This window comes from Micromonospora sp. CA-248089 (assembly GCF_050948515.1).
Lineage (GTDB): Bacteria > Actinomycetota > Actinomycetes > Mycobacteriales > Micromonosporaceae > Micromonospora.
Genome location: NZ_CP192016.1, coordinates 882602 through 898628, shown reverse-complemented (window position 1 = coordinate 898628; position 16027 = coordinate 882602). Strand labels below are relative to the sequence as shown.

The 16027-nt window shown below is 71.9% G+C and carries 16 protein-coding genes and 1 pseudogene; 6 read left to right on the top strand and 11 right to left on the bottom strand.

The features are described 5' to 3' along the window. Positions 1–5: 5 nt before the first annotated feature. Positions 6–890, top strand: coding sequence for a DMT family transporter (locus ACQP26_RS04510; RefSeq protein ID WP_433496085.1), 885 nt, complete (start codon positions 6–8; stop codon positions 888–890). Here the strand turns inward: ACQP26_RS04510 and ACQP26_RS04505 are convergent. Further along, positions 887–1825 (bottom strand): NAD-dependent epimerase/dehydratase family protein, encoded by a 939-nt coding sequence (locus ACQP26_RS04505; protein ID WP_433495016.1) that lies wholly within the window; start codon positions 1823–1825, stop codon positions 887–889. The genes ACQP26_RS04510 and ACQP26_RS04505 overlap by 4 nt on opposite strands. Before the next feature lie 140 nt (positions 1826–1965). Here ACQP26_RS04505 and ACQP26_RS04500 point away from each other — a divergent pair, with 140 nt between their 5' ends. Next, positions 1966–2652: a TetR/AcrR family transcriptional regulator gene (locus tag ACQP26_RS04500; RefSeq protein ID WP_269702175.1), complete on the top strand. Its 687-nt coding sequence runs from the start codon at positions 1966–1968 to the stop codon at positions 2650–2652. An 11-nt stretch (positions 2653–2663) separates the two neighbouring features. Here ACQP26_RS04500 and ACQP26_RS04495 read toward each other — a convergent pair whose 3' ends face one another. The 6 genes and pseudogenes from ACQP26_RS04495 to ACQP26_RS04470 form a co-directional block, all read right to left on the bottom strand. After that, positions 2664–3632, bottom strand: coding sequence for an NAD(P)/FAD-dependent oxidoreductase (locus tag ACQP26_RS04495; protein WP_269702176.1), 969 nt, complete (start codon positions 3630–3632; stop codon positions 2664–2666). A gap of 106 nt (positions 3633–3738) precedes the next feature. Continuing rightward, positions 3739–4398, bottom strand: a complete 660-nt coding sequence (locus tag ACQP26_RS04490) for a rhomboid family intramembrane serine protease (RefSeq protein ID WP_269702177.1) — start codon at positions 4396–4398, stop codon at positions 3739–3741. A gap of 102 nt (positions 4399–4500) precedes the next feature. Continuing rightward, the gene (locus ACQP26_RS04485; protein ID WP_269702178.1) at positions 4501–5190 is read right to left on the bottom strand and encodes a transglycosylase SLT domain-containing protein; all 690 of its coding nucleotides are present in this window, start codon (positions 5188–5190) and stop codon (positions 4501–4503) included. A gap of 233 nt (positions 5191–5423) precedes the next feature. After that, positions 5424–6830: a PhoH family protein gene (locus ACQP26_RS04480; RefSeq protein WP_269702179.1), complete on the bottom strand. Its 1407-nt coding sequence runs from the start codon at positions 6828–6830 to the stop codon at positions 5424–5426. Between the two features lie 316 nt (positions 6831–7146). Beyond that, a pseudogene (locus tag ACQP26_RS04475) lies at positions 7147–7571 on the bottom strand (hypothetical protein). Then, positions 7568–7909 carry a hypothetical protein gene (locus tag ACQP26_RS04470; protein WP_269702181.1) on the bottom strand — a complete coding sequence of 114 codons (342 nt, stop codon included), beginning with the start codon at positions 7907–7909 and terminating at the stop codon, positions 7568–7570. The pseudogene ACQP26_RS04475 and the gene ACQP26_RS04470 overlap by 4 nt, the downstream one beginning before the upstream one ends. 264 nt (positions 7910–8173) lie before the next feature. Between ACQP26_RS04470 and ACQP26_RS04465 the strand changes: the two genes are divergently transcribed. The 3 genes from ACQP26_RS04465 to otsB all read left to right on the top strand — a co-directional run bounded on the left by ACQP26_RS04465 (position 8174) and on the right by otsB (position 10023). After that, a complete protein-coding gene (locus ACQP26_RS04465) occupies positions 8174–8614 on the top strand; it encodes an XRE family transcriptional regulator (RefSeq protein WP_269702182.1) in 441 nt (146 codons plus the stop codon). A 163-nt stretch (positions 8615–8777) separates the two neighbouring features. Further along, on the top strand, positions 8778–9131 hold the full coding sequence (locus ACQP26_RS04460; RefSeq protein WP_013284062.1) for a hypothetical protein: 354 nt from the start codon (positions 8778–8780) through the stop codon (positions 9129–9131). Between the two features lie 67 nt (positions 9132–9198). Beyond that, positions 9199–10023 (top strand): trehalose-phosphatase, encoded by an 825-nt coding sequence (gene otsB / locus ACQP26_RS04455; protein WP_269702183.1) that lies wholly within the window; start codon positions 9199–9201, stop codon positions 10021–10023. Between the two features lie 144 nt (positions 10024–10167). Here otsB and ACQP26_RS04450 read toward each other — a convergent pair whose 3' ends face one another. From ACQP26_RS04450 to ACQP26_RS04435, 4 genes are all read right to left on the bottom strand, one after another. Continuing rightward, positions 10168–10938, bottom strand: coding sequence for an isoprenyl transferase (locus ACQP26_RS04450; protein WP_269702184.1), 771 nt, complete (start codon positions 10936–10938; stop codon positions 10168–10170). 31 nt (positions 10939–10969) lie between these two features. After that, the gene (locus ACQP26_RS04445) at positions 10970–12130 is read right to left on the bottom strand and encodes a geranylgeranyl reductase family protein (protein WP_433495015.1); all 1161 of its coding nucleotides are present in this window, start codon (positions 12128–12130) and stop codon (positions 10970–10972) included. A gap of 91 nt (positions 12131–12221) precedes the next feature. Beyond that, positions 12222–13085: a hypothetical protein gene (locus ACQP26_RS04440; protein WP_433495014.1), complete on the bottom strand. Its 864-nt coding sequence runs from the start codon at positions 13083–13085 to the stop codon at positions 12222–12224. A gap of 40 nt (positions 13086–13125) precedes the next feature. Next, the gene (locus ACQP26_RS04435) at positions 13126–14967 is read right to left on the bottom strand and encodes a phosphoenolpyruvate carboxykinase (GTP) (protein ID WP_433495013.1); all 1842 of its coding nucleotides are present in this window, start codon (positions 14965–14967) and stop codon (positions 13126–13128) included. Between the two features lie 491 nt (positions 14968–15458). Between ACQP26_RS04435 and ACQP26_RS04430 the strand changes: the two genes are divergently transcribed. After that, on the top strand, positions 15459–15995 hold the full coding sequence (locus tag ACQP26_RS04430; protein ID WP_332367328.1) for a GtrA family protein: 537 nt from the start codon (positions 15459–15461) through the stop codon (positions 15993–15995). Positions 15996–16027 lie beyond the last annotated feature (32 nt).

The following is a 16027-nucleotide window of genomic DNA, read 5'->3' as shown; positions in this document are numbered from 1 at the left end:
GCGTGATGGTCGCCGTCCAGTCCCGGATCAACGGCGAGCTGGGCGTACGCCTGGCCGACGGGATCGCCGCCGCGGTGGTCTCGTTCGGTGTGGGTCTGCTGATCCTGCTGGTGCTGGTCCCCGCCACCCCCGGTGGACGGCGGGGACTGGCCGCCCTGCGGGGTGCGTTGCGCGCCGGCTCGCTGCGCCCGTGGCAGTGCCTGGGCGGCGTGTGCGGCGCTTTCCTGGTGGCGACGCAGGGGCTGACCATCGGCGCGCTCGGCGTGGCGGTCTTCACCGTCGCGGTGGTGGCCGGGCAGTCCGGCAGCAGCCTGCTCGTCGACCGGGCCGGCATCGGCCCGGCCGGCCGTCAGCCGGTCACCCCGAACCGGCTGATCGGTGCGGTGCTCACCGTGCTCGCCGTCCTGCTGGCGGTGGGCGACCGCCTCGGTGACCCGCAGGCGCTGGCGCTGGCCCTGCTGCCGCTGGCGGCCGGGGTGGGCATCGCCTGGCAGCAGGCGGTGAACGGGCGGGTCCGGGCGGCCGCGGGCAGCGCCATGACCGCCACGCTCGTGAACTTCAGCGTCGGCACGGCGGCACTGCTCGTGACCTTCGCGGTGGACCTGGCGGTACGCGGCCGACCGGCCGGCGCGTTCCCGGACGAGCCGTGGCTCTACCTCGGCGGCCCGCTCGGCATCGTGTTCATCGCGCTGGCCGCCGCCCTCGTCCGGTTCACCGGGGTGCTGCTGCTCGGCCTGGCCACGATCGCCGGGCAGATCGTCGGCGCCGTGCTGCTGGACCTGGTGCTGCCGACCGCCGCCTCGCACCCCGGGCTGGACACGCTGCTCGGCGCGGCGCTGACCATGGTCGCCGTGCTCGTCGCCGCCTTCGGCCCGGCCCGCCGCCCCTAACGGGCGGCGGCGGGCGCGGCGGCGCGCAGGCCGGTGACCATCTCGTCGACGACCCGGTCCAGCGGCGTCCCCTCGATCCCGAACGTCTCGCTGGCGGCGGTGGAGTCCATCACGAACGGCCCGGCGAACTGGTGCGCGGTCTCCCGCATCTCCCGGGCGAACGGGTCGGCCAGGCCACCGAGCCAGAGCACCGGGTAGGGCATCCGGGTCAGCCGGGGTGCCGGCGCCCCGGCCCGCTCCGCCGCCCGGTCGGCGAGCGCCCGCATGGACATCGGGGGCGCGCTCGGCACGTGCCAGGCCCGTCCCCAGGCCCTCGGGTCGGTGGCGGCGGCCACGAGGGTACGGGCGACGTCTCCCACGTACGTCCAGGTGTGCGGCGCGTCCCAGGCGACCGGCAGGAACACCCGCTGCCCGGCGACCACCTTGGGCAGCACCATCATGGGCAGCGACTTGCCGCCGAGGCCGATGTAGTCGGAGCCGCGTACCTCGGTGATCCGGGCCCGGCCGGCGCGGTGGGCGTCCAGGGCGTCGGCCCACATCCGGTTGCGGACCCGGCCCTTGACGCCGGTGGCGGCGAGCGCGGTGGCCTCGGTCATCGGTGCGTCGACCGGGCCGTACCCGTAGAGGTTGCCGACTGTGGCGAGCACGGCGCCGCTGCGCTCGGCGGCGGTGAGCAGGGCGGCGGCGAGCGGCGGCCAGTCCGTCTGCCACGTGTGGTACTCCGGGTTGGCGCAGTTGTAGAGCGCGTCTGCGCCCTCGGTGAGCGCGGCGAGCCGGTCCGCGTCGGCGGCGTCGGCGGCCACCCGCTCGATCGCCGGGTGCTCGGGGCCGGTGCCGCGCCGGGTCATCATGCGCACGCGCTCGCCGCGCTCGGCGAGGAGGCGGGCGGTGGCGGTGCCGACGGGACCGGCGCCGACGATCACGTGCAGTGCCATGACAGGTTCCACCTTTGCTGAAGCAGTTGTCCGAAGCGAGAGCACCGCTCTCGAAACAGAGCATGACTCATGCGGGCGGTACCGTCAAGAGCAGTGCTCTCTCTTTTGATTGCTGCTCTCATCCGTGGCAGAGTGAGGGCATGGTCGCTCCCTCGCTCCGCGCCCGGGTCCGCGCCGGGATGATCGAAGAGATCAAGACGGTGGCCCGCCGACACCTGGACACCGACGGCGCGAACCTCTCCCTGCGCGCGGTGGCCCGCGACCTCGGCATGGTCTCCTCGGCGATCTACCGCTACTTCCCCAGCCGCGACGACCTGCTCACCGCGCTGATCCTCGAGGCGTACGACGCGCTCGGCGACGCGGTGGAGGCGGCCGACGCCGGCGCCGACCCGGCCGACCTGCGCGGACGCTGGCTCGCCGTCTGCCGGGCCGCCCGCGCCTGGGCGCTGGCCCACCCCGCCGAGTACGCGCTGCTCTACGGCAGCCCGGTGCCCGGGTACGCCGCCCCCGACGAGACGGTCGCGCCGGCCCAGCGCCCACCGGTGACCCTGATCGGCATCCTGCGCGACGGACTGGCCGCCGGCCGGCTCGCCCCGCCCGGCGAGGAACTGCCCGAGCCGCTACGCGGCGACGTGACCGAACTGGTCGAGCAGATCGGCATGGACGTGCCACCCGCGCTGCTGGCCCGCGGCATGGCCGGCTGGACCCAGCTGTTCGGGCTGATCAGCTTCGAGCTGTTCGGCCGGATCAACCGGGCGCTGCCGCACCGCGACGAGTACTTCGACCACCAGATCGGCCTGATGGCGGACCTCATCGGCCTGCCCTGACGCCGTCGGCGTCAGGTGCCGTCGGAGGAGTGACCGGGGAACAGGTGCGCGGTCGGGTCGATGACGACAGCCGCGTTGTTCACAGCCGTGGCGGCCTCGCCGAAGCCGGTGGCGATCAGGCGGACCTTGCCCGGATATTCGGTGATGTCGCCGGCGGCGAACACACGGGGCAGGTTGGTGGCCATCGCGCTGTCCACCACGATGTGCCGCCGGTCGATGTTCAGCCCCCACTCGGCGAGCGGGCCGAGGTCGGCGGTGAAGCCGAGCGCGGCCACCACCGTGTCCACCGGCAGCGTCTCCACCTCGCCGCCGCGTACGGTCAGCTCGGCGCCGGTGACGGTCTCCTCGCCGTACAGTCGGCTCACCTCGGCGTTGACGACGATCCGCACCGGCAGCGCGCGGACGCGCTCGATGGTGGCGGCGTGTGCCCGGAAGCGGTCGCGTCGGTGCACGAGCGTCACCGACCGGGCCAGCGGGGCGAGCGTGGCGGCCCAGTCGAACGCCGAGTCGCCGCCGCCGACGATGAGCACGTGCCGGTCGGTCAGCTCCGCCGGCTGCGGCACGAAGTAGACGATGCCGCCGCCGGTGAAGCTCTCCGCGACCGGCAGCGGCCGGGGCGTGAAGCTGCCGAGCCCGCCGGTGACCACCACCGCGCCGCAGCTGAACTGCTCGCCGCCCGCAAGGCCCAGCACCGGCCGGCCGTCGAGGTAGGACAGCTTCTCCGCGCGTACGCCGAGCACGTAGTCGGGGTGGAACGGCGCCGCCTGGGCGACCAGGTTCGCGACCAGCTCGCGGCCCTTGATCGCGGGGAAGCCGGCGACGTCGAGGATCAGCTTCTCCGGGTACATCGCGGTGACCTGGCCGCCCGGCTCGGGCAGCGCGTCGATCACAGCCACGGAGAGTCCACGGAAACCGGCGTAGTAGGCGGCGAAGAGCCCGGCGGGACCGGCCCCGATCACGGCGACATCGACCTCGCGCATGGCTCACCGTCACTTTCCGCTTCGGGATCAACCCACGCTGATGCGGAAACGGTAGGCGGGCGGGTGGCCGCGGGCAAGCATGTCCCGGGGTCTGATCAACGCGCCGTCAGGGCAGCGTCATCCTCGGTGAGCCGAGGCGGTCGGCGTCGTCGGTGTCCCTGCGGCGGCGGAACAGGATCGCCGCCACGACGCCGCCGAGCAGCCCGAACAGGTGGCCCTGCCAGGAGACGCGCTCGTCGGTGGGGAGGATGCCGAGCAGTTGCCAGCCGTAGAGCAATCCGACGAGCAGGCCGACGGCGAAGTTCCACCAGCTCCGCTCGACGACGCCCCGGGTGAGCAGGATGCCGAGGTAGCCGAAGATCACGCCGCTGGCGCCGACCACCACCGAGTTCGGCGACCCGGTGAACCAGACGCCCAGACCGCTGACCAGGATGATGACCCCGGTGGACCAGAGGAACCGGCGGGTGCCCGCGGCGAGCACGAACGTGCCCAGCAGGATCAGCGGGATGCTGTTGCTGTAGAGGTGGTTCCAGCCGGCGTGCAGGAACGGTGAGAAGAAGACGCCGTCGAGGCCCTGGATCCGCTGCGGGATGATGCCGGCGGTGTAGTCCAGGCCGAGCCGCAGGCCGACGTCGAGCGCCTCGATGAGGAACAGCACCGGCACGACCGCACACATGGCGACGAAGGCGCGGCCGAGCGCCGCGTAGAACGCATCGGTGCCGAACCGGTGAGGGTCGCCGCCGCGGAGGCTGTCGGGCCAGGTCACCTACCAAGAGCTATCAGCAAAAGTGGCAGCCCGCCAGTCGAGGGCCGATACGACGACGGCGGGACACCGGGTCTCCCCGTGTGTCCCGCCGTCGTCGTGATGTCAGTACCAGCCCGAACTCTGCGACTTCTGCCAGGCGCCGCAGGGGGTGTCGTACCGGCCCTTGATGTAGCCGAGCCCCCACGTGATCTGGGTCGCCGGGTTGGTCTTCCAGTCGTCGGCCACCGAGGCCATCTTGCTGCCCGGCACGGCCTGCGGGATGCCGTACGCCCCGGAGGAGCTGTTGGAAGCCTTCGGGTTCCAGCCGCTCTCCTTGGTCCAGAGCTTGTCCAGACAGGGGAACTGGTCGATGCCGAAGCCCTTGTCGAGCATGATGGCGCAACCGACCTTCCGGTTGCCGCTGTACTCCGCGCACGAGGACGGGATCGGGCCGTTGTACGGCTTGACCTTGGCCTCCGCCTCCTCCTCGGCCGCGGCCCGCTCCTTCTTGCGGGTGGCGGCGGCCGCCTCGGCCTTCTTGGCCCGCTCGGCGGCCTCCTTCGCCGCCGCGGCGGCACGCAGCTTCGCCTGGTACTCGGCGGCACGCTGCCGGGACGAGTCCACGCGGTGGTCGGACAGCCGGTCACGCTGGTACGCGTACTCCGCCTGGTCGACCTCCAGGCCGACCTGCGCGGTCAGGCCCTGCTGCTGGGTCTGTCGATCCTCACCCAGATAGAAGCCGCCGGCGACGCCCACGGAGAGCAGCGCGACAGCGGCCGTACGGGCGCCGAACCGGCTCCAGAGCCGACTCACGAAGTTTCCCTTCGTCGGGGGCAGGGACACGGCACGCGCATGACCGGGTTCGGGTCACGCCGGTGCCGTGAGCGCACCGGTACCGGTGTGACTCCGGGCCGTGTCCGGCTCCCGAGTGGTAGGTGACGCTCGATGGACACCATTGCGCACAGTGAGGCCGGTGGGAAATGGCCGGGCCCAAAAGTGATCTGCGTCACCCTAAAAATGCGTACAAAGTAGGGCAAATGCGGCAGTCAGCCGGGGATGTCCTCCAGCAGATCGGTGACCATAGCGGCGATCGGAGAACGCTCCGATCGGCTGAGCGTGACGTGCGCGAAGAGGGGATGCCCCTTCAACGCCTCGATCACCGCCGTCACCCCGTCGTGCCGGCCGACCCGCAGATTGTCCCGCTGGGCCACGTCGTGGGTGAGCACCACCCGCGACCCCTGACCGATCCGGGACAGCACGGTCAGCAGGACGCCCCGCTCCAGCGACTGCGCCTCGTCCACGATGACGAACGCGTCGTGCAGGCTCCGGCCGCGGATGTGGGTCAGCGGCAGCACCTCCAGCAGCCCGCGCGAGGTGACCTCCTCCAGCACGTTCTCGTGCACCACCGCGCCGAGCGTGTCGAAGACGGCCTGCGCCCAGGGCGACATCTTCTCCGACTCCGACCCGGGCAGGTAGCCGAGTTCCTGACCACCCACCGCGTATAGGGGACGGAACACGATCACCTTCTTGTGCCGGCGCCGCTCCATCACCGCCTCCAAGCCGGCGCAGAGCGCCAGCGCGGACTTGCCGGTGCCGGCCCGTCCACCCAGCGACACGATGCCGATCGACTCGTCCAGCAGCAGGTCGAGCGCGACCCGCTGCTCCGCCGAGCGTCCGTGCACACCGAACGCCTCCCGGTCGCCCCGGACCAGGCGGATCGTCTTGTCCGGCAGCACCCGGCCCAGCGCCGAGCCGCGTCCCGAGTGCAGCACCAGGCCGGTGTGGCAGGGCAGGCCCGCCGCCGCGTCGACGTCGAGCGCCTCCCCCGCGTACAGCCGGCCGATCTCCTCCTCGGCCAGGTCCAGTTCGGCCATTCCGGTCCAGGTCGGGTCGCTGGCCTGGCCGTGCCGGTACTCGTCGGCGCGCAGGCCCACCGAGGCCGCCTTCACCCGCAGCGGCATGTCCTTGCTGACGAGCGTCACCTCGCGCCCCTCGGCGGCCAGGTTGAGCGCCACCGACAGGATGCGCGCGTCGTTGGACTCGTTGCGGAACCCGGGCGGCAGCACCCCGTCGTCGGTGTGGTTCAGCTCCACCCGCAGCGTGCCGCCCTGGTCGTTGGCCGGCACCGGCCGGTCCAGCCGGCCGTGGCGCACGCGCAGCTCGTCCAGCATGCGCAGCGACTGACGGGCGAACCAGCCCAGCTCGGGATGGTGCCGCTTGCCCTCCAGCTCGGAGATGACCACCAGCGGCAACACCACCTCGTGCTCGGCGAAGCGGTGGAACGCCGCCGGGTCGGACAGCAGAACCGAGGTGTCCAGGACGAAGGCCGGTCCGGCTGGTCGGGGCTCCTCGGCCTCGGCGGCGGCGCCACGGCGGCTGCGGGTGGTCCGGCGGGTCGGGGCGGTCGAGGCCGGGGTCTGCTCGGCTCCGGCGGGGGTACGGCGAGTGGTCACAGGCCTGCTCCGCGGATGGGCACCCGGCCACCCGAGTTCCGCCTCTTCCGGTGCCCGGAGGACACGGGGTCGGATGCGGGCCCCGTGCGCGAGGACGCAGGTCCGGGCTGTCCGGATGGCCGGGAAAACCCCGTGCCATGCCTAGACGCTAATCGCCACGGGGCCGCGCGGCTAGAGGCGCGCGTGGATCATCGTGCGGTCGTCGCCGGACGTACACCCGTTCGAGTGACCGGCGCACCGGAACCGGCCGGGATGCATGCCCCCTGCGCGCACCCCGGCCGGTCGTCCACTGCGGCGCCGCGTCGCGGCGCGGGCCTCAGCCCTGCCGGCGCACCAGCGTGCCGGCCCGCGGTCCGGCGCCGCCGCACCGAAGGACGATCCGGTGTACGTGGTGCCCACCCGGCCCACGGCGCCGAGCTGGGCGGTGGCGGTGACCCGCACGGCCGGGGCGGAGCCGGGCCGGGCCGCGACCGCCGCGGGTACGGAGGTACCGGCGAACGGCACGGCCGAGCGCCCGGCCGAGGTCACCACCGTGGGACTGGGACCGGACAGTGCGGAGGCGATCGCCGCCTGGGCGTCGCGGCGGCGGCGGTTCCAGGCGCCGCGGTCGCCGTCGAAGTAGCCCTGGCGGTAGCCGAACCGGTAGCCGATGCGGTAGCTGAGCTGGCCGTGCAGGCGACCGGCCGCGTAGCAGGTCGACCCGAGCACCAGGACGAGCACCACGGCGAGAAAGGGGGTCATCGCTCGTCCGTCCCGGTGAGTGGGTCGGCCACGAGCAGCCGCTCCAGGTCGTCGGTGCTGACCTCCTCGACCAGCTCGACGCTGATCCGGCAGCCGTCGAGGATCACCTCGGCCACCGACGACCGGCGGATCTCCCCGCCGGAGTCGTAGACGCGCACGCTCAGCTCGGGGCAGCCGAGGTGGGTCCGCCAGGCGTCCCACTCCCCCCGGTCGCCGACGCTGAGCGAGAGGTACCGGCACCCGCGGGCGAGGTAGAGACGCCAGGGGGCGCTCAGCCCGGCGGAGACTCCGTCCGCGATCAGCCCGAAGGCCTGGGCGCGGGTCGCGAGCTCGGTCACGAAACCCCCTCGGCACCCGCGGAGTGACGCATGTGAGCACTCGTCGTCTCAAGCACGTGACACACCGTAAGTTGTCTCATGAGCGTGACAGTATCAGCTTTTCAGGCCGTTGCCGCCGTACTGGCGTCCATCTATTCTGCCCGGGTGACACCCCTCAGGAGCAGCACTCAATCGTTTACCGGAAACTCCGGACCATCGTCACGTCGGCGTGACAGCAGCGTGCCGAGCCAGCCTCTCGGGACCGACTGGCCGTACCGTCACGGGGTGACCGAGACGACCAACGCACGGAAGATCGCGTTCGCCACCTTCGTCCGGCGCGCGCTCGACGACGCCCGCGCGCTGCGGGCCTGGAGCGGCACCGAGGTCTCCCGGCGCACCGGCGTCTCCCGCCAGACCATCAACCGATGGGTACGCGGCGACTGGGCCAGCGACCCCGAGGCGGAACGGGTGGTCGCCTTCTGCGAAGGGCTGGGCCTCGACCCGGCAGCCGCGTTCACCGCACTCGGCTGGGACCGGGCCGCCGGGCCGCGTACCGCGCCGACACCGCCCCCGATGGACCCGGACGTGGAGGCGCTGCTGCGCCGGCTGGTCGACCCGAGCGTGTCCGACGCGGAGAAGTTCCACATTCGAGAAACCATTCGTTACCTCGCATACCGCCCAACCTTGCCGGGCGGTGTCCGAAATAGGGGTAAACAGGCCGGGTAGTTCCTCAGATGGCGAAAGAACGGAAGGTCAGACCCGATCGTTTCGCCTCGGGGACGGATCGGACCCGCTAGCGTCCACGTTTGTACTGCTGAGGGCTCGTCATCGGCGGGGGGACGGGATACAGCCGAACCCAGCCCTGCGGGACAGAAGGAGGGGTCTGTCCATGACCCTGAAATGGTTGGCAGTCGTGGTCGCGGTGGTGTCGCTGACATCGTGCGTGACCGGCAACGTGGTGGTCGGCGTACTGGACGGCGGGCAGCTTCCCCTGGTCGTCAACCTTTTCGCGCTCACCACGGCCGGCACCGCGGTCATCCTCGCCGTCGTCGCCGAGCTGCACGATCGGCTCAACGACCGGGTCAGCGCGCTCACCGAGTTCCTGGTGGCGCGGCTCAACGAGATCGAGGCGCACACCGGCGACCGCAACACCGGCTTCGTGGAGGGCTACCTGCTCAGCCACGGGCAGGAGGCGGCCGTGGTGCCGTTCGGTCGCCGGGGACGAGGAGCCGCCGAACGCTGATCCCCGACGTTCCGACGTCACATCTCGGCCACGAATACGCCGCCCGGCGCGGGGTACGCTGACGCGCGTGCCGCCGTTGAATCTGGGCAACCAGCAGCCGAAGACCCCGCTGAACGCGGAGCACGCCTGGCGTGCGACCGCCGCCCGCGCGGGTGACGTCGTCCTCTTCTTCGACTTCGACGGCACCTTGGCGCCAGTCGACGACGACCCCACGGCCGTACGGCCCGCGCCCAACGTGCTCACCGCGCTGGAGGCGCTCGCCCCGCACGTCCGCCGGATCGCCATCGTCTCCGCCCGCCCGGTGGACTTCCTCCGCGACCACCTCGGCGGCCTCGCCGGCATCGACCTGTACGGGCTCTACGGCCTGGAGCACAGCCACTCCGGCGGCGAGACGGTCACCGAGCCGGCCGCCCTGCCGTGGGTGCCGACCATGTCCGAGCTGGCCGAGCAGGCCCGTGCCGAGCTGCCGCCCGGCGCACTGGTCGAATACAAGCGGCTCTCCGTCGCGCTGCACTGGCGTACCGCCCCGCAGCTCGGCGACCTGGTGCAGGAGTGGGGCCGGGCCCAGGCCGAGCGGCTGGGCCTGCGCGCCCAGCCGGGCCGGATGGTGCTGGAACTGAAGCCCCCAGTCGACCGGGACAAGGGCATGGTGATCGGCGAGACGGTCCGGGACGCCGGTGGCGCCTGGTACTTCGGTGACGACGTCTCCGACATCAAGGCGTTCGCCGCGCTGCGCGCCCGCGCCGCCGACGATCCCGACTTCATCGGTGTCTGCGTCGCGGTCGCCAACCCGGAGACGGGTCACGAGGTGGCCGACGCCGCCGACCTGACGCTGGACTCCCCCGCGGCCCTGGCCGACTTCCTCACCGCCGCCCTCCCCCACCTCCGCTGACGCCCCCGGCCCCGCCCCCGAGGCCCGACCTCTCCGCGATCTTGCACTTGCCGCCCCGGCAAAAGGGGGCATAAGCCGCGCCCTCGGGGCCGAAAGTGCAAGATCGCCGGGGCGGGGCGTGGCGAGGGGGGCGGGGCGAGGGGGTCAGGTGCCGAAGCGGCGCTGGCGGGTGGCGTAGGAGCGCAGGGCACGCAGGAAGTCGACCTTGCGGAAGTCGGGCCAGTTCAGCTCGCAGAAGTAGAACTCCGAGTGCGCGCTCTGCCAGAGCATGAAACCGGAGAGCCGCTGCTCGCCGCTGGTCCGGATGATCAGATCCGGGTCCGGCAGCCCCTTCGTGTAGAGGTGCTCGGAGATGTGGTCGACGTCGAGCGAGGTGGCCAGCTCCTCGATCGTGCCGCCGCTCGCCGCGTGCTCCACCAGCAGCGAGCGGACCGCGTCGGCGATCTCGCGCCGGCCGCCGTACCCGACCGCGATGTTGACCTGAGCCCCGCCGTCGCGGTCGCGGGTGCGTTCCTCGGCGGCCTTGAGCGCGGCGGCGTGCTGCGCCGGCAGTACGTCGAGCGCACCGACCATCCGCAGCCGCCAGGGGTTGCCCTCCTCGGCCAGCTCGGTGGTGAGGTCCTCGATGATCTGAAGCAGCGGGTCCAGCTCGGCGGCCGGGCGGGAGAGGTTGTCGGTGGAGAGCAGCCAGAGCGTGACGTGCCCGACGCCGGCCGCGTCGCACCAGCGGAGCAGCTCCTTGATCCGTTCGGCGCCCATCCGGTGGCCGTCGTTCGGGTCGACGAAGCCCATCTCCCGGGCCCATCTGCGGTTGCCGTCGCACATCACGCCGACGTGTGCGGGTACGGGCTTGCCCGCGAGCTTCGCCGTCAGCCGGCGCTCGTACACGGAGTAGAGGAGTTTCCGCAGAGTCATCACCTTGCAGGGTAGCGACCCGCGGGAGAGATCAGTGTCTCGGTGGCATATCACCTGAGGGTGTGCCGGTCCGGCGCGGTCGTGGCAGGTCCGCGCCGATCGCCATCAGGGTGCGCGCGTCCAGCCGGCCGTCGCCGAGTCCCAGCTCCACCACCGTGCGGTAGACGCGCTCGTCCCGCCCGGCCGCGCCGACCGCCGCGTCGACCACCCGGCGCCGACGGGCCAGCCACGCCGCCACCGAGCTGTGCCGCAGGTGGGTGCCGAGCCGGGCGCGCAGCGCGGCGGCGTACGCCCGGGCGGCCCCGGCCGGGTGGCCGGCCGCCGCCGCGCCGGCGAGCGCACCCGAGCGCAGCGCGTAGAAGATGCCCTCGCCGGTGAACGGGTTGATCAGCGACAGCGCGTCCCCGGCCAGCAGCACCCGTCCCCGGCCGGGCGCCGGGCGGTGGGTGGACAGCGGCAGGTGGTGCGCCCGCAGGTCGGTCACCGTGGCCGGGTCGACGTCGGGGAGCAGCACGGCCATCCGGGCCAGCAGGTGCGCGCGGGTCAGCGGCTCGCCGCGCAGCACCTCCCCGTACCCGACGTTCGCGCGACCGTCGCCGATCGGAAAGGCCCAGGCGTACGCGGGCCAGCGCGCCGCCGACGTGACGATGAGCTGTTCGGGCGGCCCGGCCGGGGCGGGCGCGTAGCCCCGGATTGCGAGGGCCAGGTGCCGGTCCGGGTTGACCGGGTGGCCGAGCGCGCGGCGTACCACCGATCCGGCGCCGTCCGCGCCGACCACCGCCCGCGCGGACAGCTCTCCGTCGAGCAGCACCCGGTCGGCGGCGATCTCCACCCGGCGTACCGTGTGCCGCCGCAACTCCGCACCGGCGGCGACCGCCGCCGCCACCAGGCGCGCGTCGAACACCTGGCGGGGCACCGTGTACGCCGGCCGCGGCAGCGTCCTCGCGACGGTGCCGCCGCCGGGGCCGACCAGGCGCAGCGCGGGCAGCGGTGCGTAGCCGTCGACCGCCCCGGTCACGCCCAGCTCGGCGAGGACGTCCAGCGCGTGCGCGGCGATGCCGTCCCCGCACGCCTTGTCGCGGGGGAAGTCGGACCGGTCGAGCAGCAGCACCCGCGCGGCCCCGGCCCTCCGCGCACCGAGCGCCGCCGCGGCCCCAGCGGGCCCCGCCCCCACCACCACCACGTCCCACACCCCCTCATCCTGCCCCGCCGCGCCCCGCCCCGGGCGACGATCATGAGGTTGACGGCATCAACGGAGATCGAAATCGCCGCCAACTTCATGGTCAACGGGGTGGGGTGGGGGTGCGGGTGCGGGTGGCTCGGTGCAGGGACCAGAGGGTCAGGGCGGCGGCGGTGACCAGGGGGGCGCCGTCGCGGATCAGGCCGTCGGTGCCGAGCAGCCACCAGCACAGCGGCAGGTCGATCGCGAGGACGCCGAGGGTGACGACCACCAGGGCCTTCCGCGCCCACGCCTTGTCGCGCAGCAGGAAGGCGGTGCAGAACAGCACGGCGTAGCTGACCGCGATGCCCGCGCCGAACCAGAAGATCACTGCTGGTACGGCGGCCAGCCGCCCGTCCAGCACGGCACCCGTCGCCACCAGCGCCGGCACCAGCATCAGCGGGCTGTAGGTGAACGCCGCGACCCGGGCGGTGAGCAGCCAGCCGTTCGCCTGCGGGCGCTTCGGCGCCATCTCCCGCCAGGCGATCGTCCCGCCCTCGACGACCAGGCCCTTGCGGTGCCGGACCAGGTGGGCGCGGATCGCCTCGGAGCGGTACAGCAGCACCACCACGGCGACGCAGAGCGCGGTGAGCACGGCGAACCCGACCAGGCCGGGCAGCGCGGGCACCCCCTGCCGGGGCACGATCAGCCGCCCGACCGCGAAGATCGTGGTCACCGCCAGGATCAGCCCGAACGGCCGGGCGCCCACCCGGCCCTTGTTCACGTGGCCGATCAGCAGCAGGAAGCCGAGCGACCGGAGCATCGCCCAGCCGGTGCGTACGGCCAGACCGAACTCCTGCTCCGGGGCGTACCAATAATTGAGCAGCTCGACCACGACGGTGGCCGCCGCGGTCACGGCGAGCAGCGTGGTGAGCGCCCGGACGGCGGACGGCCGCCGGACCTCGACAGGTTCAGCGGCCGTCCTCATGGCATCCGATGGTGCCCGGCTCGGGCAACCGGCACACCTGTTACTTCTGCGGCTCCGCGTCGAGGCGGGCGCGCAGCGCGTCCAGCTCGGCCCAGAGCACGCCGGGGAGCTTGTCCCCGAACTTCTCGAACCACTCGTTGACCAGCGGCAGCTCGTTGCGCCACTCGTCCGCGTCGACCTTCAGCGCGATCCGGACGTCCTCCGGGGTCATGTCCAGGCCCTCGACGTCGAGCGCGTCCTGGGCCGGGACCATGCCGATCGGCGTCTCCACGGCCTCGGCGCGGCCCTCCAGCCGCTCGATGACCCACTTGAGCACGCGGGAGTTCTCGCCGAAGCCCGGCCAGAGGAAGTTGCCCTCGGCGTCCTTGCGGAACCAGTTCACGTAGTAGATCTTGGGCAGCTTGGACTCGTCGCCGTCCGCGCCCTTGCCCATCTCGATCCAGTGCCGGAAGTAGTCGCCGGCGTTGTAGCCGATGAACGGCAGCATGGCCATCGGGTCGCGGCGGACCACGCCGACCGCGCCGGAGGCGGCGGCGGTCGTCTCCGAGGAGAGCGTGGCGCCCATGTAGACGCCGTGCACCCAGTCGCGCGCCTCGGTGACCAGCGGGATGGTGTCCCGGCGACGGCCACCGAACAGGATCGCGTCGATCGGCACGCCGTTGGGGTCGTAGTAGTCGTCGGCCAGGATCGGGCACTGCGTGATCGGGGTGCAGAAACGGCTGTTCGCGTGCGAGGAGAGGTTCTCGCTCTCCGGCGTCCAGTCGTTGCCCTTCCAGTCGATCAGGTGCGCCGGCGGCTCACCCATGCCCTCCCACCAGATGTCGCCGTCGTCGGTCAGCGCCACGTTGGTGAAGATGGAGTTGCCCCGGTCCAGCGTCCGCATGGCGTTCGCGTTGGTCTTCCAGTCGGTGCCGGGCGCGACGCCGAACAGGCCGTACTCGGGGTTGATCGCGTAGAGGCGGCCGTCCTGGCCGAACCGCATCCAGGCGATGTCGTCGCCGATGGTCTCGACCTTCCAGCCCGGGATGGTCGGCTCGAGCATGGCGAGGTTGGTCTTGCCGCAGGCCGACGGGAAGGCACCGGCGATGTGGTAGACCTTGCCCTCTGGCGAAGTGATCTTGAGGATCAGCATGTGCTCGGCCAGCCAGCCCTCGTCGCGCCCCATCACGCTGGCGATACGCAGCGAGTAGCACTTCTTGCCGAGCAGCGAGTTGCCGCCGTAGCCGGAGCCGTAGGACCAGATCTCCCGGGTCTCCGGGAAGTGCGAGATGTACTTGGTCTCGTTGCACGGCCACGCCACGTCCTGCTCACCCGGCGCGAGCGGCGCGCCGATGGAGTGCAGCGCGTGCACGAAGTCGGCGTCGTCGCCCATCGCCTCCAGGATCGACGACCCCATCCGGGTCATGATCCGCATCGAGGCGACGACGTACGGGCTGTCGGTGATCTCCACGCCGAACATGGGGTTCTCGGCCTCGATGGGCCCCATGCAGAACGGGATGACGTACATGGTGCGCCCGCGCATGCTGCCGCGGTACAGCTCCGTCATCGTCCGCTTCATCTCGGCCGGCGCCATCCAGTTGTTGGTGGGGCCGGCGTCCGCCTCGTCGACGGAGCAGATGAAGGTGCGCTCCTCCACCCGGGCGACGTCCGTGGGGTCGGTACGCGCGTAGAACGAGTTGGGCTTCTTCTCGGGATTCAGTCGGATCAGGGTGCCGTTCTCGACGAGTTCGTCGGTGAGGCGGCGCCACTCCTCATCAGACCCGTCCACCCAGACCACGCGGTCGGGGGTGGTCAGTTCCGCGACCTCACGTACCCAGGCCAGCAGCTTGGGGTGGGACGTCGGGGCCTGATCGATACCCCGAACAGCAGCCGGAGCAACCATGTCACTTCTCCTTGTGGTCGACGCTGACCGATCTATGGGGTGCACGAGTTCCGGCGGGCTGGTACGCCGCCTCGTGGAAACCTGGGATTGGGCTCAGCGTAAACCGGACTGCCTCGTCAGTCAGTGGGACTGGTTGTGAAGAACTGCACAAGGTACGGCCACGCTGCGGCATCACGATCTGATACCCGCTTTCGCGCGCAGTTTCACGCAAATCCTGCGGTGAACCTTCGACGGCCGGGTCCGGCCCCGGAGTGACCGTGACGTCCGATCCGGGGAGGCGTACGAACATGTCGTGAAAGACGATTCCGTGATGCGCTCCACAGATTCGCACAGCGCGTTACGCTCTGCTCACGGATATCGAGAACGGGCGAGGCCTCCCCCGAGGCGGGTGGCCCGACGGCGACGGCCGCGGCGACCGCGTCGTGGCCGACTCGCCGTTGGAGTCCGCCCGGATACCGGACAACCGGTACTCTCGGCGGGTGGCCGCGACGATGACCGGAGACCAACCGGGCGCTCCGCAGACCCGTCGGGGTCCGATCGGAGCACTGCGCGACCGTTTCGGTCACCTCATCCACGAGTTGAGCAAGTTCGCCACCGTCGGCGGCTTCGCCTTCGTCGTGGACTTCGTCCTCTTCAACTACCTGTCCAGCGGCCGGGACATGCCGCCCCTGGCCGCGAAGACCATCTCCACGGTGATCGCCGCGACCGTCGCCTTCCTCGGCAACCGGTTCTGGACCTGGCGGCACCGGCAGCGGTCGAACCCGGCACGCGAGTACGCACTGTTCTTCTTCTTCAACGCGGTCGGCCTCGGCATCGCGGTGGCCTGCCTGGCGATCAGCCACTACGGGCTGGGCGCGATCTGGCCCGCGGTGTTCCAGACCCCCCTGGCCGACAACATCGCCAGCTTCATCGTCGGCACCGGCCTGGGAACGCTCTTCCGGTTCTGGTCGTACCGACGGTTCGTCTTCGTCGAGGCGGGAACACCTCCCGTTCCGGCAACGAGCCACGACCGAGAGTCCGGGGCGTGACGAACCGCCCATCCCGACCCGCCGGGCCCCGC

Bases quoted from the DNA above. Each gene is read 5' to 3' on its own strand.
- ACQP26_RS04440 (WP_433495014.1), bottom strand. From the start codon at position 13,085: ATGAGGACGGCCGCTGAACCTGTCGAGGTCCGGCGGCCGTCCGCCGTC.
- ACQP26_RS04435 (WP_433495013.1), bottom strand. From the start codon at position 14,967: ATGGTTGCTCCGGCTGCTGTTCGGGGTATCGATCAGGCCCCGACGTCC.
- ACQP26_RS04505 (WP_433495016.1), bottom strand. From the start codon at position 1,825: ATGGCACTGCACGTGATCGTCGGCGCCGGTCCCGTCGGCACCGCCACC.
- ACQP26_RS04510 (WP_433496085.1), top strand. From the start codon at position 6: ATGGTCGCCGTCCAGTCCCGGATCAACGGCGAGCTGGGCGTACGCCTG.
- ACQP26_RS04450 (WP_269702184.1), bottom strand. From the start codon at position 10,938: ATGACTCTGCGGAAACTCCTCTACTCCGTGTACGAGCGCCGGCTGACG.
- ACQP26_RS04460 (WP_013284062.1), top strand. From the start codon at position 8,778: ATGACCCTGAAATGGTTGGCAGTCGTGGTCGCGGTGGTGTCGCTGACA.
- ACQP26_RS04500 (WP_269702175.1), top strand. From the start codon at position 1,966: ATGGTCGCTCCCTCGCTCCGCGCCCGGGTCCGCGCCGGGATGATCGAA.
- ACQP26_RS04495 (WP_269702176.1), bottom strand. From the start codon at position 3,632: ATGCGCGAGGTCGATGTCGCCGTGATCGGGGCCGGTCCCGCCGGGCTC.
- ACQP26_RS04430 (WP_332367328.1), top strand. From the start codon at position 15,459: ATGACCGGAGACCAACCGGGCGCTCCGCAGACCCGTCGGGGTCCGATC.